This window comes from Pseudoalteromonas sp. CO348, from assembly GCF_004208845.1.
GTDB classification, from domain to species: domain Bacteria; phylum Pseudomonadota; class Gammaproteobacteria; order Enterobacterales; family Alteromonadaceae; genus Pseudoalteromonas; species Pseudoalteromonas maricaloris.
In genome coordinates, this window is record NZ_SGPI01000005.1 from 47,921 (window position 1) to 71,113 (window position 23,193).

21 protein-coding genes are annotated in these 23,193 nt (G+C 43.6%); 13 read left to right on the forward strand and 8 right to left on the reverse strand.

Annotated elements, in window-relative coordinates; all coding sequences use genetic code 11:
* Window positions 1–305: 305 nt before the first annotated feature.
* From polA to EXT48_RS01155, 3 genes are all read left to right on the forward strand, one after another.
* A complete protein-coding gene (gene polA, locus EXT48_RS01145; RefSeq protein WP_130163357.1) occupies window positions 306–3,062 on the forward strand; it encodes a DNA polymerase I in 2,757 nt (918 codons plus the stop codon).
* Window positions 3,063–3,676: 614 nt separating this feature from the next.
* The gene (locus tag EXT48_RS01150; protein ID WP_069018828.1) at window positions 3,677–4,246 is read left to right on the forward strand and encodes a YceI family protein; all 570 of its coding nucleotides are present in this window, start codon (window positions 3,677–3,679) and stop codon (window positions 4,244–4,246) included.
* A complete protein-coding gene (locus EXT48_RS01155; RefSeq protein WP_130163358.1) occupies window positions 4,233–4,763 on the forward strand; it encodes a DUF1285 domain-containing protein in 531 nt (176 codons plus the stop codon). The genes EXT48_RS01150 and EXT48_RS01155 overlap by 14 nt, the downstream gene beginning before the upstream one ends.
* 26 nt (window positions 4,764–4,789) lie before the next feature.
* Here EXT48_RS01155 and yihA read toward each other — a convergent pair whose 3' ends face one another.
* Window positions 4,790–5,428: a ribosome biogenesis GTP-binding protein YihA/YsxC gene (gene yihA, locus EXT48_RS01160; RefSeq protein ID WP_017219189.1), complete on the reverse strand. Its 639-nt coding sequence runs from the start codon at window positions 5,426–5,428 to the stop codon at window positions 4,790–4,792.
* A gap of 453 nt (window positions 5,429–5,881) precedes the next feature.
* Between yihA and EXT48_RS01165 the strand changes: the two genes are divergently transcribed.
* The 4 genes from EXT48_RS01165 (at window position 5,882) to EXT48_RS01180 (ending at window position 8,931) form a co-directional block, all read left to right on the forward strand.
* Window positions 5,882–6,514, forward strand: a complete 633-nt coding sequence (locus tag EXT48_RS01165) for a cytochrome c (protein WP_039494612.1) — start codon at window positions 5,882–5,884, stop codon at window positions 6,512–6,514.
* A gap of 636 nt (window positions 6,515–7,150) precedes the next feature.
* The gene (locus tag EXT48_RS01170; protein WP_130163359.1) at window positions 7,151–7,804 is read left to right on the forward strand and encodes a class I SAM-dependent methyltransferase; all 654 of its coding nucleotides are present in this window, start codon (window positions 7,151–7,153) and stop codon (window positions 7,802–7,804) included.
* A gap of 24 nt (window positions 7,805–7,828) precedes the next feature.
* Window positions 7,829–8,416: a Der GTPase-activating protein YihI gene (gene yihI / locus EXT48_RS01175; protein WP_010607784.1), complete on the forward strand. Its 588-nt coding sequence runs from the start codon at window positions 7,829–7,831 to the stop codon at window positions 8,414–8,416.
* Window positions 8,416–8,931, forward strand: coding sequence for a DUF2489 domain-containing protein (locus EXT48_RS01180; protein WP_010376294.1), 516 nt, complete (start codon window positions 8,416–8,418; stop codon window positions 8,929–8,931). Before yihI ends, EXT48_RS01180 begins: the two co-directional genes overlap by 1 nt.
* Before the next feature lie 157 nt (window positions 8,932–9,088).
* On the opposite strand, the gene EXT48_RS01185 is transcribed toward EXT48_RS01180, so the two are convergent.
* Window positions 9,089–9,775 carry a 4'-phosphopantetheinyl transferase gene (locus EXT48_RS01185; protein ID WP_130163360.1) on the reverse strand — a complete coding sequence of 229 codons (687 nt, stop codon included), beginning with the start codon at window positions 9,773–9,775 and terminating at the stop codon, window positions 9,089–9,091.
* Window positions 9,776–9,896: 121 nt separating this feature from the next.
* Window positions 9,897–10,463: an NADPH-dependent FMN reductase gene (locus EXT48_RS01190; RefSeq protein WP_130163361.1), complete on the reverse strand. Its 567-nt coding sequence runs from the start codon at window positions 10,461–10,463 to the stop codon at window positions 9,897–9,899.
* 107 nt (window positions 10,464–10,570) lie between these two features.
* Between EXT48_RS01190 and EXT48_RS01195 the strand changes: the two genes are divergently transcribed.
* Window positions 10,571–11,458, forward strand: coding sequence for a LysR family transcriptional regulator (locus tag EXT48_RS01195; RefSeq protein ID WP_010376285.1), 888 nt, complete (start codon window positions 10,571–10,573; stop codon window positions 11,456–11,458).
* Between the two features lie 23 nt (window positions 11,459–11,481).
* Here the strand turns inward: EXT48_RS01195 and EXT48_RS01200 are convergent, their stop codons facing one another.
* The 4 genes from EXT48_RS01200 to EXT48_RS01215 form a co-directional block, all read right to left on the reverse strand.
* Complete coding sequence (locus EXT48_RS01200; RefSeq protein WP_130163362.1) at window positions 11,482–11,868, reverse strand: hypothetical protein; 387 nt, start codon at window positions 11,866–11,868, stop codon at window positions 11,482–11,484.
* Window positions 11,868–13,460: a S41 family peptidase gene (locus EXT48_RS01205; protein ID WP_130163363.1), complete on the reverse strand. Its 1,593-nt coding sequence runs from the start codon at window positions 13,458–13,460 to the stop codon at window positions 11,868–11,870. The genes EXT48_RS01200 and EXT48_RS01205 overlap by 1 nt, the downstream gene beginning before the upstream one ends.
* 63 nt (window positions 13,461–13,523) lie before the next feature.
* A complete protein-coding gene (locus EXT48_RS01210) occupies window positions 13,524–14,144 on the reverse strand; it encodes an endonuclease (protein ID WP_130163364.1) in 621 nt (206 codons plus the stop codon).
* An 85-nt stretch (window positions 14,145–14,229) separates the two neighbouring features.
* Entirely contained in the window at window positions 14,230–14,940 is a 711-nt protein-coding gene (locus tag EXT48_RS01215; RefSeq protein WP_130163383.1) for a hypothetical protein, read from the reverse strand.
* Between the two features lie 155 nt (window positions 14,941–15,095).
* On the opposite strand from EXT48_RS01215, the gene EXT48_RS01220 reads away from it, so the two are divergent.
* Both EXT48_RS01220 and EXT48_RS01225 read left to right on the forward strand, forming a co-directional pair.
* A complete protein-coding gene (locus EXT48_RS01220) occupies window positions 15,096–15,476 on the forward strand; it encodes a hypothetical protein (protein ID WP_010376275.1) in 381 nt (126 codons plus the stop codon).
* 118 nt (window positions 15,477–15,594) lie between these two features.
* Complete coding sequence (locus EXT48_RS01225; RefSeq protein WP_130163365.1) at window positions 15,595–16,764, forward strand: DUF3103 family protein; 1,170 nt, start codon at window positions 15,595–15,597, stop codon at window positions 16,762–16,764.
* A gap of 58 nt (window positions 16,765–16,822) precedes the next feature.
* Here EXT48_RS01225 and EXT48_RS01230 read toward each other — a convergent pair whose 3' ends face one another.
* A complete protein-coding gene (locus tag EXT48_RS01230; protein ID WP_130163366.1) occupies window positions 16,823–18,433 on the reverse strand; it encodes an endonuclease in 1,611 nt (536 codons plus the stop codon).
* 300 nt (window positions 18,434–18,733) lie between these two features.
* Between EXT48_RS01230 and EXT48_RS01235 the strand changes: the two genes are divergently transcribed.
* Genes EXT48_RS01235 through EXT48_RS01245 form a run of 3 tightly spaced genes read left to right on the forward strand, consistent with a single transcriptional unit; the run spans window position 18,734 to window position 23,096 of the window.
* The gene (locus tag EXT48_RS01235; protein ID WP_130163384.1) at window positions 18,734–20,551 is read left to right on the forward strand and encodes an assimilatory sulfite reductase (NADPH) flavoprotein subunit; all 1,818 of its coding nucleotides are present in this window, start codon (window positions 18,734–18,736) and stop codon (window positions 20,549–20,551) included.
* A 44-nt stretch (window positions 20,552–20,595) separates the two neighbouring features.
* Window positions 20,596–22,317, forward strand: coding sequence for an assimilatory sulfite reductase (NADPH) hemoprotein subunit (cysI, locus tag EXT48_RS01240; RefSeq protein WP_099031162.1), 1,722 nt, complete (start codon window positions 20,596–20,598; stop codon window positions 22,315–22,317).
* 38 nt (window positions 22,318–22,355) lie between these two features.
* Complete coding sequence (locus EXT48_RS01245) at window positions 22,356–23,096, forward strand: phosphoadenylyl-sulfate reductase (RefSeq protein ID WP_130163367.1); 741 nt, start codon at window positions 22,356–22,358, stop codon at window positions 23,094–23,096.
* The last annotated feature ends 97 nt before the right edge of the window (window positions 23,097–23,193 follow it).

Consider the following 23,193-nt stretch of genomic DNA (forward strand, 5'->3'; position numbering starts at 1 on the left):
AAAATCAGGCTATTTTTTACTCACCCAGATTGTTAAGCGTGACTAAAAAAATTCTTTATCCACAAAGCGGTAAAGATAATAACAATAAAAAAGGCACAAAAAGCGCAAGTAAATCAAAGTTTTAATTTACACTCTGACTTTTAAAACAAAGTTTCGGAGCGATTTTTCGTGTTTGTCTACAAAGTTATCCACAGGTGCAGCACGATTTATCTAAATGATGAGATAACGCGAAACTCGTTTTATCTTGTGCCTTGTGGCATCCTTACATTCTACTCCACAAAAGACTAATTTAGGATCCAATATTTATGTCTCAGATCCCTCAAAATCCGTTGATCTTGGTTGATGGTTCTTCCTATTTATTTCGTGCTTATCATGCGCCACCACATTTAACAAATTCAAAAGGTGAAGCAACTGGTGCGATCTACGGTGTGATCAATATGCTTAAGAGTTTGCTTAAGCAATATCAACCAAGTCATATGGTAGTAGTCTTTGATGCTAAAGGGCCAACTTTCCGCAACGAAATGTATAGCGAGTATAAAGCGCATCGCCCGCCTATGCCGGATGATCTGAGAACGCAAATTGAGCCGATCCACGAAATAATTAAAGCAATGGGCCTGCCACTGGTAAGTATTAGTGGTGTCGAGGCCGATGACGTGATCGGTACATTCTCTAAAATAGCGTCAGAGCAAAGTCGCCATGTGCTAATCAGCACTGGTGATAAGGATATGGCGCAATTGGTCAATGAACATGTCACGTTGATCAACACAATGACAAATACGATCTTAGACCCTGAAGGGGTAGTGGATAAGTTTGGTATTGGTCCTGACTTGATCATCGACTATCTCGCGTTAATGGGAGATAAAGTCGATAATATTCCGGGCGTACCAGGCGTTGGTGAAAAAACTGCATTGGCGATGCTTCAGGGGTTAGGCTCTATCGATTCGCTCTACGAAAACTTAGACAAAATTGCTGATTTAGGTTTTCGTGGCTCAAAAACCATGGCGAAAAAACTAGAGGAACACCAAGCGCAGCTAAAATTGTCGTATGAATTAGCCACTATTAAGCTGGATTGTGAAGTAGAGCAAGACTTAGAGCAATTTAAGATAGCTGAGATGGATAAAGATCGCTTAATCGAGCTATATGGTCAGTGTGAGTTTAAGCGTTGGTTAGCTGAATTGCTGGATGGTCAGTCACAAGCTGATATCGTTGATGTGGAGGCTGAAGGGTCGGCGCCTGCAGCTGCGCAGGTCGACACCCAATACGAGACTATTTTGACAAAAGCACAGCTTGATGAGTGGGTAACTAAGTTAAAAGCAGCCCAGCTCATCGCTTTTGATACTGAAACCACCAGTGTTAACTATATGCAGGCGGATCTAGTTGGAATGAGCTTTGCGGTTGCACCGGGCGAAGCGGCTTACTTACCAATCAATCACGATTATGTGGGAGCACCTGAGCAGCTTTCTCAAGACACAGTGTTTGAGATCATGGCACCACTACTTGCAGATCCTCAGATCAAAAAAGTGGGTCAAAATTTAAAATATGATCAAAGTGTGCTTGCTCGTGCAGGGCTTGAACTGCAGGGGATCGCTTTTGATACCATGTTGGAGTCTTACGTATTTAACAGCGTAGGAACTCGCCACGATATGGACTCCTTGGCGCTAAAATATTTAGGCCATAAAACCATTAGCTTTGAAGACATCGCAGGCAAAGGTAAAAACCAACTGACCTTTAACCAAATTGAGCTAGAAAAGGCGGCACCTTATGCAGCGGAAGACGCTGATATTACGCTGAGATTGCATCAACACCTCTGGCCGTTAATAGAGAAAGAAAATCGCCTTAAGCAGGTATTTACAGAGATTGAATTACCGCTGCTGAGCGTACTTTCTCGCATTGAACGCACTGGTGTGCATATCGATGGCGATATGCTAGCGAAGCAAAGTATCGAGATTGAAAAGCGCTTAGGTGAGCTTGAACAACAAGCTTTTGAAATTGCAGGTGAGGAGTTCAACCTGAGTTCAACAAAGCAACTACAAGCGATATTGTTCGACAAACTTGAGCTACCAGTGATTAAGAAAACGCCAAAAGGCGCGCCTTCAACGGCCGAAGAAGTGCTACAAGAGTTGGCGCATGATTATCCTCTGCCAAAACTTATTATTGAGCACCGTGGCTTAGCTAAGCTGAAATCAACCTATACCGACAAATTACCAAAATTGGTTAATGCGGATACCGGTCGTGTGCACACTTCTTATCATCAAGCCGTTACCGCAACGGGCCGTCTAAGCTCAAGCGATCCTAACTTGCAAAATATTCCGATCCGTAATGAAGCGGGACGTCGTATTCGTCAGGCATTTGTTGCCGACAATAATAAACAAATCGTCGCGGCGGATTACAGCCAAATCGAACTTAGGATCATGGCACATTTGTCACAAGACAAAGGGTTGTTGAGTGCCTTTGCTGAAGGTAAAGATGTACACAGCGCAACAGCGTCTGAAGTGTTTTCCGTGCCGCTTGAGGAAGTGACTTCTGATATGCGCCGCAAAGCCAAAGCGGTTAACTTTGGTCTTATCTATGGCATGAGTGCCTTTGGTCTGTCACGTCAGTTAGATATTCCAAGAAATGAAGCGCAACACTATATGGATATGTACTTTGAACGCTTCCCTGGTGTATTAGAGTATATGGAGCGTACGCGTGAAGAGGCTGCTGATAAAGGGTATGTAGAAACTCTATTCGGTCGCCGCTTGTATCTACCGGATATCAATGCGCGTAATGGCGCTCGCAGAAAAGCAGCAGAACGTGCAGCCATCAACGCACCGATGCAAGGCACTGCGGCGGACATCATCAAAAAAGCGATGATTAAAGTGGATGAATGGCTAAAAAACTGTGATAGCAATGATATCCAGTTGCTCATGCAAGTGCACGATGAATTGGTGTTTGAAGTACACAGCGATAAAGTTGCTGAATACAGTGAAAAGATCTGTGAGTTGATGAGCGCTGCGGCAGCACTTGATGTACCGTTATTAGTTGAAGCTGACAGTGGTGACAACTGGGAACAAGCACACTAGTCGATATTAAAATCTACCCGAGTTGCACTATTCGATTAGGCTAGTGCAACTTCATTCATGTTTGTTTGCAAGTATACACTAGCAGCATAGCGTCTTAATTTTGTAGCTCCTGTTAATCCCTAGTAACAAAAAACAAATTAACGTTGAAAGTTTATCAAATTGGCTCAAGTTTTGCTTTTTGGTGTTTATTTCTGGACGTCTATTTGTTAGAGTTCGCGCCGTCCTCATCCTGTAGGACATCCTGTTGATGATGTATCTCTCGAAAGAGGATACAGTGTATTGATAGCTTCTCCCCAGATTGCTATAGCGGCTCGTAACTTTTACGGGCCGTCTTTTTCTCTTTCCTCAAAGATGATACCAATTGAGGTAACTCCCCAATCAATGTACAGGTGAAACCACTATTCGCTTCGTTAAAAATTTTTCGTCTAGGATAACTAGAACACAAAATTTTTGCTTGGCTACTAAAGCTATTTTTCCACTGTAAAATGAATACCATGGGCGTAAAAGTATTCCAACATAACGACAAGTTTATGATTAAAGGTTTATTTAATTTGCACTGCGCTTTACACTGAGCGCTCAAATGCAATTCACTCTCATTTCATAAGGAAGTCGTCATGCTAAAGTACCTTCTTTTAGGTAGTGCACTTATTTCTTCTCAGGCGTTCGCAGCTTGGCAATTTAATCAACAACAAAGCGATGTTAGTTTTGTGTCTGTGAAACAGACTAGCGTTGCAGAAGTACATCATTTTAAAACGATAGATGGTACATTATCTGCTAAAGGCGAGCTTGAGGTTAATATTGACCTGGCAAGCGTTGAAACGATGATCCCGATCCGTAATGAACGCATGCAAAAGATGCTGTTCAATGTAGCGCAACACCCAAAGGCGAAAGTTAACGCTGATGTTTCTGAAGTGCTTGCTAAACTTAAAGCTGGTACACAAAAAATCAATGATGTAACAGCAACATTGACACTGCATGGTCAGATCCAAAAGATCAGCCTAGACTTATTAATAACGAAAAGTGCTAATGGCTTGGTGGTTACACCGGTAAATGCATTTATTCTCGATTCTAAGCAGTTTGGGTTAGATAAAGGGATTGAAGCGCTACGAGAAATCGCGGGTCTGAAGACTATTGCGACTAGCGTGCCTGTTAGCTTCAACTTGGTTTTTGATGAACAAAATTGATGCGTTAATCAAACAGTATGTTACGACTCATGCGCCGACCGAAAATTGGTCGGCGCCGTCGTGCGGTTTTTCTGACATCAAAATTGCAGCGGATGGTCGTTGGTTTCATCAAGGGCGTGAAATTAAACGGCAATCGCTAGTTGCCTTGTTTGCTAGTGTTTTAACCTTTGATGGTCAACAGTATTGGTTAAAAACACCTGCAGAAAGTTGTGAGATAGAGGTGCTTGCTCATCCTTTTATCATCGAGCAATGGCGCTATTGTGATGAAGCATCAGCTTTGGAGTTATCACCGTGTATTATCGCGATAGATAATTTAGGCCGTGAATGGCCCATTTGTGGTGTGTTTCCATTAGCGCTTGAGCATGTTAATGGGGGAGATATTCCATTTCTCACACTCAATTATGGTTTAACCGCTAGAATTTCACGAAATGTCTATTATCAGTGGGCTGAATTGCTCGAGGAAGATGAAAAAGGCTTTTATCTGATGTCGGCAAAGACGCGCTTTTATCTTAGCTAAGCGCGCCCTACGTTAGCGAATTGGTATTACTCGCTTGCTTCCTCTTGAGCTTCTTTGACAAACGGACCTAAGTACCAATCATCCAGTTTCCACGCTAATTCGTTTAATCCAATGCCTTTCAAAGAAGAAAACGCGTGAACTGTGATATCACCGTCTATTTCAGATAGCGCACGACGTACTTGTAGTACTTCCGCTTTGCGCTTACCTTGTTTTAGCTTATCGGCTTTGGTCAACAACGCCAATACCGGTATATTGCTGCCAGTCGCCCAGTTGATGAGATCCATATCGAGATCTTTAAGAGGGTGACGAATATCCATTAATACCACAATCCCTTTAAGACATTTGCGGCGTTGTAAATATTCACCTAATGCCTTTTGCCATTTCTTTTTCATCTCTAATGGGACTTTTGCAAAGCCATAGCCAGGTAAATCAATCAAACGCTGATCTTCGCCTAGAGAAAAAGTATTAATAAGCTGAGTCCGGCCAGGTGTTTTACTGGTGCGTGCCAGCTTTTGGTCTGTAAGCGTATTGAGCGCGCTCGACTTACCAGCGTTAGAACGACCCGCAAAAGCAACTTCAATTCCAGTGTCTGGTGGCAGTTTACTGATATCTGGGGCACTTGTGATAAATTGTGCCTGATTGTATTTAACGCGAGATTTTAGCACGCTGACTCCTAACTGATTAAACTTTCGCGGATGGAATTGCGTATTTTATAACAGTATGACGGAAACCAAAAGCATTGTGAGGTTTGTTCTAAATGCCGCTTTTGTTGCTAATTGGCCGAAGCGTCGTCCCAATATTAATTAATCTAGGTCAAGTCCCTATAAATTATAAGCTTAATATGGGCAGAAAACGTGCCAGAGAAAGTAATATCGTGTAGAATGTAGAAATTGCAATGTCAATCTAAAGTGTATACCTATCAGTAGTCACTACTGAGCAAGGCGTATTTAGATGGATCGGTGCTGTTTGGCGTTATATTTGCTAAGTTTGCATGTATGATTCATCTGATTAACATAACAACCTAATTAGTACTGATTGGTATTATTTGCCCGAGCAATAAAGAGAGCGACTTTATTTGCTAGGGTACAAATTACAGGGTCGGAAACAGAGAATTTACCATGAAAAAAATAGCATTAACTTTAACAATGTTGCTTGGTACGTTGTCAGCAAGCAACGCATCGGCATTCGATGGTGACGCGGAAGCAGGTAAAGCAAAGTCTGCAACGTGTGCAGCATGTCACGGTCCAGATGGCAATGCCCCTGTGACTATGTATCCTAAAATCGCAGGTCAGCATGCAGATTATATCTATAAGCAACTACAAGAGTTCAAGCTAGGTATGACGTCTGGTGGTAAAGAAGGGCGTATGGATCCTGTGATGAGTGGTATGGCTATGCCGCTGTCAGATCAAGATATGAAAGATTTAGCCGCCTATTTCTCTTCTTTATCTATGTCTGCTGGTTCAACGCCGGAAGATGTTGTTGCTGTAGGTCAGAAGCTATATAAAGCCGGTGATGCTGAGCGTGGTATTCCAGCTTGCGCTGCGTGTCACGGTCCTCGTGGTAACGGTACTTCTTTAGCTAAGTTCCCTAAAGTGTCATTCCAGCACCCTGAGTACATCAAATCACAGCTTGAGAAGTTCCGTGATGGCACTCGTAACAACGACATGAATGGTATGATGCGTGATATCGCGCAGAAGCTTACAGACAAAGACATCGAAGTATTATCTAAGTACTTAGGTGGTCTACACTAAAGTCGTATAGTGAGTTTACCTCTCTCAGTGTAAACTCTTACTATTGAAAAAAGGGCAGCATAGGCTGCCTTTTTTTGTTGTTGAAATTGTGAGATATATCTTACTTTTAATGTAAGATATTTGCTTGTGCAGCATGTGAGTTTTAGCTTATTTTTAAGCTATTGTTCAGTGTAAGTTTATGTAATTCATCTTTTTTCTGTTTAATTAAAAAAATTAAGGTAAGAAATTTGTTATTAAACAGTTGTAACTCAAACTCAGGAGCGTAGATTATTCGTTGTCGCCAAGCAATACAAAAAAAGGGACAATTCGATACGGAAGCGTAGGTGGCAAAGTTATGTATCTAGTTGGATACGAAGGACTATCAAGAAAGCGTCAGGAAGACCGAGAATAAGAAAATCACGGAAGTCTCATAATAAAAACAATATGGAAAGTGTCACGGAAGTCTAAAATAAAAACAATACGGACGACAATAAAATAAAAAGAATAATAATAAGACTTAAAAGTCGAAGGGAGAAGTGTCCAGTTGTGACGCTCAGATTAGTAGGCGGTAGAGAGTGATCTCTGCCGCCTTTTTATTTGGTTGCCTCTATTATACCTGATACAATAGCCGCCTTATTAAGCAATCACTGTTGACCATTGCAAGATTCAACTCTATTCAGTTGTGGCCTGTGCCAAGGTAATCAGCTTGAAGCCTACCATCAAGACAAGTATCGACTGTACTGGCAATGTCAAACCTGCCAGTTGGTGATGGTTGATCCCAAGTCGAGATTAACACCAGCTCAAGAAAAGGCCATTTATGATAGCCATGAAAACGATCTGGCCGATGAAGGCTATCGTCGCTTTCTAGCACGAGTGGCGGCTCCACTGTTGGCACGTTTGGCGACACCAAGCCAAGGCTTAGATTTTGGCTGTGGGCCTGGCCCGCTGCTTGCGAAAATGCTTGAAGAAGCAGGGCATCAGGTGGCTTTGTTTGACCTGTATTATGCTAATGATACCAGTGTACTGACTCGTCAGTACGACTTTATCGTTAGTACAGAAGTGGTGGAACATTTAGCAGAACCTGCAAAAGTATTAACGCAATTGTTAGCATGCTTAAAAGTGGGAAAGCCGCTGGCATTGATGACTAAGCTCGTCATTGATAAAGCACGCTTTGCGAATTGGCACTATAAAAATGACCTAACGCATATTTCATTTTTTAGTCGGGAAAGCTTTGCGTATTTTGCCGCGCAGCAGGATTGTGAATTAGAATTTATTGGGAATGATGTCATCATTCTCACCAAGCGTAGTTAACGCGAGAATTTTGGATAACCAATTATGACCAGAAAGAAAAAGACACGTAAAGTTGCAGCCAATGGAACACCAAGGCTGAGTAAAGAAAAGCTCCAAGCGTTACGTGCGCTCAAAGAGCAGCGTAGTAAAAAAACCAAAGGTAAAAAGCCGGGTTCTAGAAATGCACCAGAGATCTTAGTGAAAGAGCAATCAAACACGACGACCAATAAAGATCCGCGTGTTGGTAGCAAAAAGCCCATTTCTTTGGTTGCAGAGCCACAACCGACTAAGTCGAATACACAACCAGAGATGAAGCGCCATCTACAGCCGCAAGTTAAGTTAACTACAGCGGTAGAGACGTTAACTCCAGAGCAAGAACTTGAGCAGTTAGAAAATGACGAACGCTTGATGGCGCTACTTGAACGCCATGAACGCGGTGAACTGCTAACAGGTAAAGATGCGAAATACTTCAATCGCGGCATTGCACGTCATCAGGAACTATGTGAGATCTTAGGAATTGATGATGAGTTTGAAGAAGGCGATATGCTAGAAGATGATCCAATGGATCAGTTTATGAGTAATGATCTGGCAAATGAATGGTTAGACGACGACTTTGAGGAAGATGATAAGTAATGAATACTGCATGGATCATCGCAATCATTATTGGTGCCCTGATTATTGCTGGACTGGCGTTTTACGCGGGTAAATTACTATGGCAACTGAAGGTGCAAAAAGAGCAGATTGCCAAACATCGCGAGCAAAAGGCTGCTGAGCTTGAAAAGTCACGGCAGCAGCGCAATGGAAAAATTGCGGATAGCGTTAACTTGATCGCGCGTGCGATGAAGGAAAAACAATGTGAATATTCTGAAGGGTGTTTACGAGTTTGGGTACTCATCTCGCAATATAGCTTTGACGAGGAAGTTGACTTACAACAAAGTTATCCTGGTGTTTATCAGATGTATGATGAAGTCAAAGAAATGCCAACTCATGACGCGCGTAAGAAGTATTCTAAAAAAGAGATTTTCAAAATGGATAGCCAGCGTTGGCGTGCTGAAGAGCGCCTAGAAGCAGAGATCTTACAGGACTGTGAAAAGCTGATAGCGCGCTTTAAAGCGGCTGCTGGCAGTGAAAATGTTGTGTTTCAGTAAGTTGGCTTTGGAAAACGGCTAAGTGAATCTTTATCCAAACTTCAGATTAAACGCCCCAAGTGGGCGTTTTTTAGTTCTAAATGAGAAGTTTTTAACCCAGTTAGGGTCAGGTTTACTCCTTCAAGTTGAGTAAGTATTAAGTCAAATAGGCATGAGTTTACTGTGTGATGTATTCACATTCGGTCAGCACTAAAGCGTCTTTACATTGGTAATATACTTCCACTTGTTTTCCTTCGCCTAAATCCTTGTGTAGCGTTTCCATCAAAGTGAAAATAAGTTTCTTGTCATCAAACTGAGTCAGCTTGACGGCATCAAAGCCAAAGAACTTTTGCACCGTGCTATAAAGTGCCTTAAATATGCTTTCTTTGGCCGAGAAAATAACGGTCAACGGACAGTGCACTTGCTCGCCAAAAAGCGCAAAAATTTCAGCTTCTTCAGGATGTAAGATTTGCCGTTGTAGTTCGACTTCCTGCTTCGGTTTCATATCTCTTTCGATATCAATGCCTAAGCCTTTCACGGCGATATCATCAGTAGCAATCGCAGCCGCGATCCCTCGAGTATGCGTGATACTGGCAACAATATTTGCAGGCCAGATAGGCGCCCGATCGGAGCCGTTAAGTAGCGTAAAGTCACCTTGTCCAAATTGCGCAAGGCAGGTCTTGGCACATATCCGTCCCGCTAAAAACTCGGCTCGCCTTTTCGCCACTGCTTTATCTAGTGAAGCGGGCAGGAGTATATTTTGCTGTTCAAAGGAAAGCGCGTCAAAGCTGTCAGGATCAAACTGAATGCAATGAAAATGGTGTGAGAGGTAGGGGGTAAATAGGTGACTCTGAGTGCTTTGCAAAGCTGACTCCCGTTATTCGTATCCATTATTACAAGGCTGATATAGCGCCTCTAATTCGCTTTGGACGCTTAGTGTGCATGAGCTAAGCGTCCATAGCAAGATATGAACGAGAGATTGAAAGTTATTTTAGCTTACTTGCAACTGACACCAGTTGCAGAGCGAGGCTTGATACTTTTTCAGCAAGTTCCGGGTCTTTAATTTTACCTTGATCATCAAATACATTAAATGCGCTCGGTACAGCCAATTGGTCTGCGAGGACTAAACTGCCAATGCCAGACAACACATCACGAACATGGTTTAGGCCACGTAATCCACCTAAGCCGCCTGGTGAGGCTGCATAGAGTGCCACTATTTTGTTTCTAAATGCTGGCACTGCACCTTGTTCTGTTCTAGATGCCCAATCTATTGCGTTCTTGAGCACCGCAGTGAAAGAACCATTGTATTCTGGGCTTGCTAATAGAATACCATCGGCATCGCGCAGCTTGTCTTTTAAAAGTTGAGCACCTTTTGGTGTGCCTTGCGCTTCAAGATCTTCATCGAACATTGGAATATCTAAGTCTTGTAACTTGATCACTTCTACTTCTGCGCCACTTTCTAGTGCAAAGTTTGCCGCGGCTTGGATGAGTAATTGGTTGTAGCTGTCTTTTCTTAAACTGCCTGCTAGTGCGATAATTTTTGCTGTAGTCATCTTGCTGATACCTTATTTTGTTTCGTTAAAGTGATAGTAGCAAAATTTTACTTGCACAAAACCGAAATAAACGCAAAGCTTGTGTGCATATATGCACAGAGGTGGTTATGGATAAATTCACAGATTGGCAGGATCTTAAGGTCGCTTATACGGTTGCCAAGCTTGGCACCTTATCAGCGGCGGCTGAACATTTAGAGATCCACCACAGTACGGTACTGAGGCGAATAAATAGCTTAGAAGAAGCATTGGGAACGCGGTTATTTCACCGTCATGCCCGAGGTTATCAGGTAACACAGGCAGGAGAAAAGCTACTTGCGACGGCGAGTCAAATAGACGAGCGCTTGATGGAGTTGAGTACTTCTATTGTTGCCTCGGACAGCCAGCTTAGAGGTAAGCTTTTGGTGACAACGGTCAGTGGTTTTATGGATATGCTGTCGGAGCCTTGTTTGACTTTTCAGCAATTACACCCACAGGTGCAACTTGAAGTCATTCTCGACCAAAAGCGTTTACGCTTAGATCACGGACAGGCGCATGTTGCGGTGAGGGCAGGGCCAAAGCCCGATGAGCCCGACTACATAGTGCAGCACCTAAATACGTTAGAAGCTGGCTTGTATGCGTCTTCAAGCTATATCAAGCGTATGGGGATCCCTAAAACACTTGAAGCGTTACAGGCGCATTACTTTGTCTCTGGTGTGGCCGGATTTAATGCAAGAGTGCCATATTTCGCTTGGGTAGATGAACATATCCCTGAGACACAAGTGACGCTTAGGGTATCTGAAACGTCAGATGCGTCGCGTGCCATTGTTAATGGTTTAGGTATTGGTGGGCTACAGCACGATGTAGCAAAGCGTTATCCAGATTTACAGCCGGTGTTGCGTGATGAGTTAAAATGGTTAAGCCAAGTTTGGCTAGTTACCCATGTACTGGTTCACCGAACGGCCAAAGTACAGGCATTATGTGACGTGTTAAAGCGCCATTTTGCTAACCTGAACTGAGGTTAAGAGAATTACGGCTGGCGTTATTTTTCCAGCTTTTTGCAGCTAACTTTACTGAGCACGACATAAGTATCTTTTTTCGGATAGTAGAGCACACACTGGGTGTCACGAAGCTGCAAGATGAAACTCTCATAAGCGAGATTATGGGCGCCTAAAATTGGACTGCCATTGCCATCTAGGCTTTGGCCATGCTCAAGCAGTAGTGTTGGACTACGTTGAAAAACGGTACTTGCGAGCGTCGGTGGTACACCGCCTTTGAGTTTTACTATAGCTTGCTTGAGTTGTGATAACACTTCGGGCGAAGAAGCCGAGAGTACAGCTTCATTAACCGAAGTTGCTGCAGGCGCGCTATTGCACGCTTGCAGCAATAAAGCCAAAGCGGTGATTTTCACCGCTTTTAGCAGCGCCATTATTGCGGCTCCTTAGGCTTCATTAAAATTGCATTTTCCCGTAGTGGATAGACTGGGAGCGTAACCGCATGCTCCTTATTTTGATACTGTGGCTGAGCGGTAGGCGCAAATTGCGCTACATCTGGGCAACGACCAGTATCTATATGCGTCAGTGCTGCGGCGAAAAGATCTTCCTCCTGACTGCCTAGCGGTGCTGAGAAGTCATCTGCGACAATACAACCTGGTACTTGTGCGCTTAGACCAATTTCACCGCTGCTTGACGCTCCTGAAGGGGTAAAGCCATCAGCATAAGCATCAAAGCCCTTCGCATTTTCTGAACCAAACTGAATGGTATAGTAAACCGTGCCGCAGTTTTGCGCGGGCACAAAGCCATAGGGCTTGCCTCGAGTGGTACCACCGATCAAAAAGACTTCAACATCAATGCCGCGCAGGCCATTAATTACATTTTCACTGGCAGAGGCCGTGCCTCGTGTTGAGAGGATATAAACTCTAGGTAAGGTTACGGTGGGCAAAGTGGTGGATGTAAACTTGTTTTCAGCCCAGTTAATTGCTCTAGACTCAAATTCTGTTCGTTCTTCTTCAGCAGTACGCTTGTCATTTAAGGTGCTATAAGTGAAGGTTTTGTTTAGGCTGCTGTTGCCCGCAACCATATAGCCTAGTTGCGCTGCCATAATGACGCGACCACCACCGTTGTAACGCATGTCGAGTACCAAGTCGTCTATTTGTTGTGTTTTAAATAGATTAAAGGCTTCAATTAATCCTTCTTGCGCTGTTGGAATAAATTGATTGAACTGCACATATCCAACCTGCTTGCCGCCATAGCTAATGACTTTAGCGTTTTGCACCGGTGAGGTTTCAATATCGACTGAAGTCAGGGTGACTGATTTATCGTTACCAGCTTTATCTTCAAATACAAAACGATGGGGCTCGCTTTGCTCTGGTGATAGGCCAGCATTCAGTGCAGCGGTATTATCACTTGAAATAAAGTCGACGCCATCTATCGAGAGGATCTTATCTCCACGTACGATCCCTGCATTCGCGGCTGGTGAATTAGGCTCTACTGCGGCGACAGTAAAATTACGTGGTGGTGATGTGGATATGGCTGCCCAACGAATGCCATAACCGGTTGCAACACCCGATTGCGCTTCTTTTTGGAAGCTTTCATAAGATTCGTAGAAATGAAATTGATCTTTGGCATTACCCGACGCCGTCGTTTGGTTTGTTTTTAATTGCTCGAAGTAATCAATAACGGTATCGAATTGTGTTGGGTCGTTATCTAGTACTTCGTCGTACCAAAGGTAGGTTTCGTTGGTAAAAGAGCGGAGCCACATTTTTTCATGCATCGCCGTACCAACCTTATCGGGATAAGGTTGGTTGTTGTTATATTTGTCAGTACCCGTTCTTGGCGAGGCGCAATAGTTAATAAACTGACTTGACGCAGGAAATTGATTAAACGTCCAAGTTGGCGGCTCGGTTTGTCCCGTGTTATTACCAGGGTTATCGGTGCCTAATGAATCGCTGCCACCGCCACCACAAGCGGCTAATAACAAGCTCATTGCTGTTGATGCGAAAACTAGAGTAATACGTTGCATCGTATTCACGTTCCTGTTTTAGTTGTATGACTAAAAACTAGCACTGCTTGGGTTATCTCGCAATCACTGTTTCTGCCAAGCCGTGAATAATTTCCGCTGCTGTGAGGAGATTTTTAGCCCGTAGGTTTTTTCCATGTAAAAATACGCCTCAGCAACGCGTTTTCTTGCATATTCTGGTGGTTCAATTCGGCGTAATTTAAAGTCTATCTTGACCGGACAGGCACCATAGTTTGCTTCAGTACTTGGTAACATGCCAAAACGAAAATTAGACCGATCCCCATTGATTTCACCAATTGCTGGAGCAAGATTGTGAATATCTGCTTCCATCCTCCTAAATTGCTCACTGACTTTACGGCAGTGCTTTCTGCCCCCATCTTGCCAGCACTGCAACTGATGTCCAAACTCCCACGCGGGCACGATATGCTCCCACTCAATGCGCTGAGCACGGGCGTTTTCTTTGCCGTTGCGAGTGTAAGGTAACCTCGGGGTATAACCACAACTTGCGGGATCTGGGACCAGCTTTTTGCCTTGCTTTTTGATATTACAATTACAATAAAGCGTGCGGGTATTGTCGGTAACTTGTTGTGATAAATGTTTCTTTGCTTTTGAGAAAGACGTGAATTCTTGAGCGTTAGCCGTTAATACAAATAAGCTAAGCGCTAAGATATAGCAATATCGTGACATAACCTCTCACCAAATGGTGGAATACAGGAAATGTCACTATATCAAAAAAATCATCAATACCAACAAGCGTATACGGTAAACCCCTTTATTTATTCAGTGCAGGGCGACGTTTTCTCCAAGGTGGAGATTGCAATAATAACAATATCCCTGTTAGACAAAAGAGCACACTCGTAGCGGCGAAGGAAATGAGCAAGGGGTTATTAAAATCCTCACGTTCGTCGTAATCCATAATGTGTAACATCCAAAAAAAATCAAAGATGCGCCACAACGTGCTACGAACCGTCACAACTTCACCGCTGGTTGCGCTAAGATACAGGGTAGTGGAGAGGATATCGTTATACTCGACTCGCCAAACATCTTCCTTGTAACCTGCTTCTCTGGGGGCTTTGGCAAGTCGTTCAATTTCGCTCACATCCGCTGCAATTAATAGGTGTTGGTTGGCCTGTTGTATTATTTGCTGTTGATTTGGAGTGGTAAAAGGTGCGCCTGTTATCCCGTTGAAAATAAGCTGCTCATCTTGGTTAAATTTGATGATGGGAGTATCGAGAAAATGGCTGAACTGGATTTGGCGCACTTGCACCGTGCTTTGTACTAACTGATTGAGATCAGCTTGGTACGCGGCAGTGGGAAAGGGGTTGTCTAAGCTTCTATGCGCTAAGTGTTTACCATGGATCTTTTCCAATGGGATCGCGCTCATGACTAACCCGCCTAATAGCCAAGCAAAGATCTGTAAAAACAGTAAATAGCCAAGGTACTTGTGGAGTTTACGTGCGGGTTTTAGCAGTTTTTTAATCATCACAATATGTTATTCTAGTTGTTCGTGAGTATGATAACTATAACGCACGGTGCTTAGAATGTGACAAATTGTCGCATTGTCCAATAAGTAATGTCCTTATCACACTGATAAATAAGTCATTACTAGATTTAGCTTTACAAGGTAGCTTTTAATACATGTCTGAAATTCAATTTTTAAATGTCGATTTGGAACTGGAGTCAAAGCAGGATATTAGTGCGCTAGTTTCGGATTTAAAGAAAAATGCTATCGTGCTGCATTACGATCAAGATGACTATCGTCAATTGGCTCGCATCGAAGCGAATACCAATGAATTAACCCCTGACAAAGCGATTAACCAATTGTGTGAGTTAATTGAGTCTTGCTCTAAAGCGGCACTTAAGCAATGGCTAGGTTGTACTAAGCGAACTTTTGATATTGGCTTTAACTCAGGCAAGTCACCCAAGTGCTTTTCGCAAGCACTACAGGCCGATACGTTGCTTAGGATCTCTGCAATAGGTGCCGGTATAGAAATTACTATCTACCCAGTAGAAGAATAAAAACTCTAAAAGCTAGATTAAATTGTTTTACATGTTAATCGTGTTAATGTATTGATAATTTATTTTTGTTGTTTTATCTTGTTTATTCCATAACACGGATTATTTCTAGGAACGCAAGATGAAACAACATGTAACCCTCTCTACCCTAATGATAGCCATGCTCGGCGGAATGTCTTTCGCAAGTTCTGCGGCAGACAAGGTTAATCTTAATACCTACAGTTCACTGAAGCAGCTTGATAAATTTAACGCTGCACCAGTTCAAGTTGCTGATATAAAAAAGCAAATTGCGAAAAAATTAGCGCTATCACTTAATCACGTAGGTCCCCAAGTTCAAACTCAACTTAGCCAGTATCAGGATGCAGTTTCACTGGATCAGCTACAAGTTCAGGGGGCAACTAAGCAGCTCATGACAGAAGCGAGCCAGTACACTCGCTCGTTAAAAGGCCTGACTGACTATAGCTCTAATCTATATCAGCTGCGTATTGCTTCTAGCGAAATGCTAACAAAGTGGCAACAAGGTGAAGCGCCATTAATTGCTTTTGCGCCTAAAGGTGATGATAAGCGCTGGCAATATGTCGAGGCCTTTGATGAGCAAGGTCAATTGCATTTACTTGACGCACATACAATGCCAGAGCGACCCGTGCTAATCGTTGAACTTGATAGCAATAAGGTAAAACAAGAAGGCATTCAGGTAATGAAGCAAGTGTTTGCCAAGCAAGGCTTAGCAATGCCATCAACCGCTATGCAGAGCAACGATGATGCTGAGCCGATTTCAACCAGTGTATTGAAGAAAATCAGACTAAATGACGATGAAGAGCCTTGGGTATCTGGGGCTGCGGAAGTTTACGGCATTGTAACAGGCGTCAACCCATCCCGAGATGAGCCCGTTCTAGATATTGTGGACATGCCATATTTGGACCACGATGGTACGGACTATACGCCTAACCAAATTATCATTCACTGGGAGCGATATCGTTGGCAAGCGGCAGATTTATTGCTGATGGAGCAAGACGACAATACTAACTATCAAGAATTAGCAACAACACTTTTGGATATTGTGACGCAAGTGATGCGCGCTATTCCTGATCCTAATGTTCAAGGCTATGCGATTATCCCGCAACTGACGAATCAATTGATCAAAGCGATGCCAAGCCATTGGTTTACTAACGATGATGACTACGTTGATGTGTTTTACACTTTGTTTGAAGGACAAACTTATAACGGGCATATGGGCGCAAGTGGTAATGCGAAAGTGACGATTGAGCCACTTACAATTAACCCTCGCTAAATATTAGCCAAAATGATGTTATTGAAAAAGGCCAGTTACTGGCCTTTTTTATTTATAGTTACCAAATTGCTTCGACAAACTCTGGATGGTCTACAAATGGATTTCGGTTACCCTGAAATTCATAAGCAGCTTGGTTGCGCGCTTGCTCTAGGGCATCGACAGGATCTTCGTTATGCCATCTTTTTAGCATGTTGACGACCCAAGTTTCGAAGACTTGCTGTTGGGTGCCATTGAGTACCGCATTGCTGTAGCTGGTATTATTTTGCCAATTTGCAATCACATCTTGATAACGCGTTGCCATATAGAAGTAGGCACGAGCAAAATCTCCTTTGAAACTATCAATAGGCTCAAATACGGTACCGCTGTAGTTAATACCAGATGCTGAACCTAAGCGACTACCATTACTTGAGATATAAGAGGCGCTTCCTACTTCACCAAATGGATAGTTACTACGCTTAGAATTTACATAACCATCGGAAGCAAAAATATGATGGATATCTGAATTCATCGGTTCTACTTGGCCACCAAACCAAGATTTGGGGAATGAGTGTTCACGATTATAGCAATCACCCTCGCCGCTGTAACTGCCGCATTGTGATCCGGTAGAGACATAAGTAACACTATCATTTGCTGTTGGCTTTTCAGAGTAGCGATCTAATATACTGTTATCTTTTTCAAAATATCGGTCGCGCTCGTTCTGATCGATAAAGCTCCAAATAGCAGAATATCCTTGTGATTGGTGGTTACGAATAATCTGGTGTAACTCTGTTTTCAGTGCATAACCGCTCAGTCCAGCAGCAGAGGCATAGTAATCATCGCCTGAAGGGGGAGGTGTAGTTGTGCCAAGCGTAAAGGTATGATCTTGACGATTGCTGAACTGGCCGCCGGAAGCAAGCGTTGTACCAGCGTGCGTTAAGGTATACTGGCCATTACCATTGGTGCAACAAATTCCGTCGCCATAGCTGTCTAAAATCGTAAAGGCATAGCTACCGTCGTTAAGGCATAAGTTTTCATTTACCGATTGATTATTGCTATAGCCACTACCACTAGCAACGGTTGTGTTTGCTGTATTAGTGATTTGCCAGCTTGTTTCGCTACCATAATTATCGGTCATCAAAGCGAGAGTGACACTATTATTTTGACAGCTCTGAGGTGGCTCTGGTGTGGTAGAAGTTGGGCCAAAGCCGTCAACGTAGACAGTTTCATTACCGTCAAAACCACTGCCATCGTAAAAACGTAAGCCAACATCAATCGCAGTGGTTGCAGTTGCGGTATAGGTATAGCTAAGTTGTTGCCACTGCCCGACATTGAACTGATCTGAATAACCATGATAGCCGTCCACCACTAATCGTGCTTTGACGCCGCCTTCCGTGTGATAGACCCAAGTGCTAAATTGATAGCTTTTACCTGCTTCAACGTTTACTTGCTGTTGTAAGTCTGTGCTACTTTGTGTTGCAGTAGTTACCTGCACCGCAGCGGCAAGATTACCGTCTTTTATTGGTGTCGTAACCGAGCTAAGTGTGATGCCCGAGTCTATCGTCGTCCATCCACTAGGGACTTGACCGCTCCAGCTCTCGAAACTGCCATTTGTAACTTCTGCAGCAGCGCTTAAGCTGAGTATTGAGCAATAAGAACTGAGTATTAGGTTTATATATTTCCCGTGTTTCATTTTTAGTCTCATTATTATGATTATCTGTATTATTGAATTGTCTGTGTATGACAGTTTGATTTTGCATCAAAACTGTTACGGCAATGTTAAACTTTTTAGCGGTTAAATATCGAACTTCTTTTAATCTGTTTTCTTTGGACTTTTCAATCTTCAATAACTAAAAGGAATATAAAAGCAGATTCTATTCTTTTTGATCTCTCAATTTGCCACGTATGCTTCACGCTAATAAAAGTAGGCTACGCTGCGTGCGAGCCAGTTATGCAATGAGCAAGCAAAACCTTTTGGGTACGGGGATCCATGATGTTGTTAAGTCAACTTAATGCTGCAGCAAGTCCGCTGACACATGAACAACTGCAAAAACTACAAGGCTTAGTTGGAGAGTTAAATCCAATCCAACAGGCATGGGTAAGTGGCTATTTAGCTGCAACCGCAAATTCAGCTGCATTATCAGGTATTGCTGGACAAGCAACAGCGGGCGCTGACGAGTCTGCACCTCTGACTATTTTATTTGGTTCACAAACTGGTAACGCAAAAGGGGTTGCAAACCAAATTAAAGCTCAGGCGGAAGCGCGTGGCTTGACGACTAAGTTGGTCAATATGGCTGACTACAAACCTGCCAACCTGAAGAAAGAGAAGTTCTTAGTGATTGCTGTCTCTACTTACGGTGAGGGTGAGCCACCAGAAGATGCAGAAGCATTGCATGAATTCTTAGCTGGTAAGAAGACGCCTAAACTGGAAGGTGTAAAGCAAGCTGTGATTGGCCTTGGTGATTCAAGTTATGAATTCTTCTGCCAAACAGCAAAGGATTTTGAAGCGCGCTTGGCTGCCCTTGGCGCTGAAATTGTTGTGCCACGTGCTGACTTAGATGTGGATTATGAGGCTGAAGCGGAGGCGTGGATCGCACAGGCGCTAGATGCGTTGGAGCCTGCGCTTAAAGCTCAGCAGCAAGCAGGTGGTGGTAATGTTATCAGCATGCCGTTTGGTGCTCCTCAGGCCGCAGCTAGTCAATATACAAAGCAAAACCCATTCGCGGCCGAGCTGAGTGTGGTACAAAAGATCACTGGCAGAAACTCAAGTAAAGATGTGCGTCACATTGAAATTTCGCTTGAAGGCTCTGATATCACCTATCAGCCGGGTGATTCACTTGGCGTGTATTTCTTAAATGACCCACAAGAAGTGGCGGCGGTGATCGATGTCTTAAAACTCGACAAAGCACAAACTGTAAAAATAGGTGAACTCTCGGTTTCATTAGAAACGGCGTTAATTGAACATCTTGAGCTAACACAGTCGTATCCTGGCTTTGTTGAAAAGTATGCGATTGCAACTGGGAATGAGGAACTAAGCGCACTTGCAAACGATAAAGCGGCATTGCGTGCTTATATTGAAGAACGCCAAATCTTCGATGTGATAAAGCAAAACCCTGCCAACATTGAGGCGCAAGCACTAGTTGATTGTTGTCGCAAATTACAAGCGCGCCTGTACTCTATCGCGTCAAGCCAAGCTGAGGTGGAAGAAGAGGTGCATTTAACCGTAGGTTTAGTTGAATTTGATACCTTTGGTGAAAAGCATTTTGGCGGCTGCTCAGGTTATTTAGCGAATCGTGCTGAAGAAGGCACGAAAGTGAAAGTATTCAGTGAGCACAACGACAACTTTAGGTTACCTGTCGACAATGCCACACCTGTGATCATGGTTGGCCCTGGTACAGGTATCGCACCGTTTAGAGCCTTCTTGCAAGAACGTGAGGCGCGTGACGCTGAGGGTGAAAACTGGCTGTTCTTTGGTAATCCACACTTTACAGAAGATTTCCTTTATCAAGTTGAAATTCAAAAGTATGTAAAGTCGGGCTTATTAACACATGTAGATTTGGCATTTAGTCGTGATCAGGCAGAAAAGATTTACGTGCAAGATAGACTGCGCGAGAAGGGCGAAGCTGTATTTGCATGGCTTGAAAAGGGCGCTCATTTTTATGTCTGTGGTGACGCTAGCAGAATGGCCAAAGATGTACACCAGGCACTTATCGACATCATTAAAACCCATGGAGGGAAAGATGATGAACAAGCTGAGCAATATCTTAAAGCATTGCGTAGCGCAAACCGTTATCAGAAAGACGTTTACTAACGCGTCTTGTTATACCGTCAGCCAATTTTAATGTAGGAAAGACAATGAGCAACTCTGAAATCAAACCGAATAGTAAGCTCGATGCAAACGCAAAGTTTTCTGATAATGAGCGTTTGAAGTCACAAAGTGCCCACTTACGTGGCACAATTTCAACGGATCTGACCGATCAACTAACCGGTGGCTTTACTGCGGATAACTTCCAATTGATCCGTTTCCACGGTATGTATCAGCAAGATGACCGCGATATCCGCCCAGAGCGTACTAAGCAACGCCTTGAGCCACTGCATAACGTGATGCTTCGAGCTCGTATGCCTGGCGGTATCATAAAACCACATCAGTGGTTGGCGATTGATGAGTTTGCAGCGGATAAAACCATGTATGGCAGCATTCGTCTGACAACGCGTCAAACTTTCCAGTTCCACGGTGTATTGAAGCCAAACATCAAAGGGATGCACCAGCTGCTGAATAGCGTAGGTATCGATTCTATTGCGACGGCGGGTGATGTAAACCGCAACGTGTTGTGTACAACTAACCCGGTTGAATCCGAGTTACACCAAGAAGCATACGAGTGGGCGGCTAAAATTTCAGAGCACTTGCTACCAAAAACCAAAGCTTACGCTGAAATCTGGTTGAACGGTGAAAAAACCGAGACAACGGCAGAGCCGATTTTGGGCGATACGTATTTACCACGCAAGTTCAAAACCACCGTTACTATTCCGCCAAACAATGAAGTCGATGTGCATGCCAATGACCTTAACTTTGTTGCTATCGCAGATGAAGGCAAGCTAGTTGGCTTTAACGTGCTTGTGGGTGGTGGTTTGGCGATGACCCATGGTGACGTTAATACCTATCCACGTAAAGCAGATGACCTTGGCTTTATTCCGCTTGAGCATACACTTGCCGTTGCTGAGCATGTGGTTTCTGTGCAACGTGACTGGGGTAACCGAGTAAACCGTAAAAATGCAAAAACTAAATATACGCTAGATACATTTGGTACTGAGGCGTTTAAAGCGGAAGTTGAAAACCGTGCCGGTATGACGTTTGAGCCAAGCCGTCCTTATGAATTCACTCACCGTGGCGACCGCTTTGGTTGGGTTGAAGGTATTGATGGTAAGCATCACTTAACGGTGTTTATCGAAAATGGCCGTATTTTAGATTTCCCAGATAAACCACTTAAAACAGGTTGTCGCAAAATTGCAGAGATCCACAAAGGGGATTTCCGCATGACTGCAAACCAAAACTTAATTATTGCTGGAGTTGCAGCTGAGGATAAAGCGCAAATCGAACAAATTGCCCGCGAGCATGGTTTGATAGATAGCAAACATTCAGAACAGCGCAAAAACTCGATGGCGTGTGTATCGCTACCGACGTGTCCACTTGCGATGGCTGAGGCGGAGCGCTATTTACCTGAGCTAGTGACAAAGGTAGAAGGGCTGCTCGCCAAGCACGAGGTTGCTGAAGAGAATATTATCCTTCGTGTAGTTGGCTGCCCTAACGGCTGTGGTCGAGCGATGCTAGCTGAGGTTGGATTTGTGGGTAAAGGACCTGGTAAATACAATATGTATTTAGGTGGTAACCGTGCTGGTACTCGCATTCCTAAGCTGTACTTGGAGAATGTTGGCGAAGACGTATTCCTGCCAGCTCTAGATGAATTGATTGGCCAGTGGGTCAGTGAGCGCAACGAAGATGAATGTTTTGGTGACTATGTCATCCGCAAAGAAATCGTTGCGGAAGTAAAAGTGTCAAAAACTGATTTCCACGCTTGATATAGAACGGGCAGCTAGGCTGTCCATTGGATGAGAAAATGAGTGATTTTAAGCAAATATTGACTCTGGACAGCGCAACTCAGCAGATGCTACTCGCGGATGCTAATGCCTTACTGAGTGATAAAACTGCCGAGCAGAGAGTGGCTTGGGCACTGGAAAACTTACCGGATACTCACTTTTTGTCTTCTAGTTTCGGTATTCAAGCTGCGGTTATGTTACATCTTTTGACTCAGCAGCAGCCTGACATTCCAGTGGTGCTTACCGATACGGGCTATTTGTTTCCTGAGACGTATCAATTTATTGAATCACTGTCAGAGCGTTTGGTGCTCAATCTTAAGATATACCGTGCTAAGCAGAGTCCTGCTTGGCAAGAGGCGGTGTATGGTAAGTTATGGGAGCAAGGCGAAGAAGGGATTAAAAAATACAATACCCTAAACAAAGTTGAGCCGATGACTCAAGCGTTACGGGAACTTAGCGCAGGCACTTGGTTCAGTGGCTTACGTCGTCAGCAGTCTTCAACGCGTGCGGATAAACCAATCGTTGAGCTCAGTCGCGGCACAGTCAAGTTTTACCCTATTATTGACTGGCATAATCGTGACGTGTATCAATATCTTACGAAGTTTGATTTGCCTTATCACCCGCTCTGGGAACAAGGTTATGTTTCTATGGGGGATGTTCACACCACCCGTAAGCTTGAACCTGGTATGACAGAGGAAGAAACACGCTTCTTCGGTCTAAATCGTGAGTGTGGGTTGCATATTGATGGTGATGGTATTTAGATCCGCAATGTTCATTTAGTAGATTTGAGTGTGGCTGGTTTTTTGACTTGGAAAATCCCTGCGATCGGTCATACTTAGTCTATTATTTGTTCAAGGT

Coding starts and splice junctions, on each gene's coding strand:
- EXT48_RS01245 (WP_130163367.1), top strand. CDS start 22,356: ATGAGTGATTTTAAGCAAATATTGACTCTGGACAGCGCAACTCAGCAG.
- EXT48_RS01190 (WP_130163361.1), bottom strand. CDS start 10,463: ATGACTACAGCAAAAATTATCGCACTAGCAGGCAGTTTAAGAAAAGAC.
- EXT48_RS01165 (WP_039494612.1), top strand. CDS start 5,882: ATGAAAAAAATAGCATTAACTTTAACAATGTTGCTTGGTACGTTGTCA.
- EXT48_RS01205 (WP_130163363.1), bottom strand. CDS start 13,460: ATGCAACGTATTACTCTAGTTTTCGCATCAACAGCAATGAGCTTGTTA.
- EXT48_RS01220 (WP_010376275.1), top strand. CDS start 15,096: ATGTCTGAAATTCAATTTTTAAATGTCGATTTGGAACTGGAGTCAAAG.
- yihI (WP_010607784.1), top strand. CDS start 7,829: ATGACCAGAAAGAAAAAGACACGTAAAGTTGCAGCCAATGGAACACCA.
- EXT48_RS01215 (WP_130163383.1), bottom strand. CDS start 14,940: ATGATTAAAAAACTGCTAAAACCCGCACGTAAACTCCACAAGTACCTT.
- EXT48_RS01180 (WP_010376294.1), top strand. CDS start 8,416: ATGAATACTGCATGGATCATCGCAATCATTATTGGTGCCCTGATTATT.
- EXT48_RS01155 (WP_130163358.1), top strand. CDS start 4,233: ATGAACAAAATTGATGCGTTAATCAAACAGTATGTTACGACTCATGCG.
- polA (WP_130163357.1), top strand. CDS start 306: ATGTCTCAGATCCCTCAAAATCCGTTGATCTTGGTTGATGGTTCTTCC.
- EXT48_RS01225 (WP_130163365.1), top strand. CDS start 15,595: ATGAAACAACATGTAACCCTCTCTACCCTAATGATAGCCATGCTCGGC.
- EXT48_RS01195 (WP_010376285.1), top strand. CDS start 10,571: ATGGATAAATTCACAGATTGGCAGGATCTTAAGGTCGCTTATACGGTT.
- EXT48_RS01150 (WP_069018828.1), top strand. CDS start 3,677: ATGCTAAAGTACCTTCTTTTAGGTAGTGCACTTATTTCTTCTCAGGCG.
- EXT48_RS01200 (WP_130163362.1), bottom strand. CDS start 11,868: ATGGCGCTGCTAAAAGCGGTGAAAATCACCGCTTTGGCTTTATTGCTG.
- EXT48_RS01235 (WP_130163384.1), top strand. CDS start 18,734: ATGTTGTTAAGTCAACTTAATGCTGCAGCAAGTCCGCTGACACATGAA.
- EXT48_RS01210 (WP_130163364.1), bottom strand. CDS start 14,144: ATGTCACGATATTGCTATATCTTAGCGCTTAGCTTATTTGTATTAACG.
- EXT48_RS01230 (WP_130163366.1), bottom strand. CDS start 18,433: ATGAAACACGGGAAATATATAAACCTAATACTCAGTTCTTATTGCTCA.
- cysI (WP_099031162.1), top strand. CDS start 20,596: ATGAGCAACTCTGAAATCAAACCGAATAGTAAGCTCGATGCAAACGCA.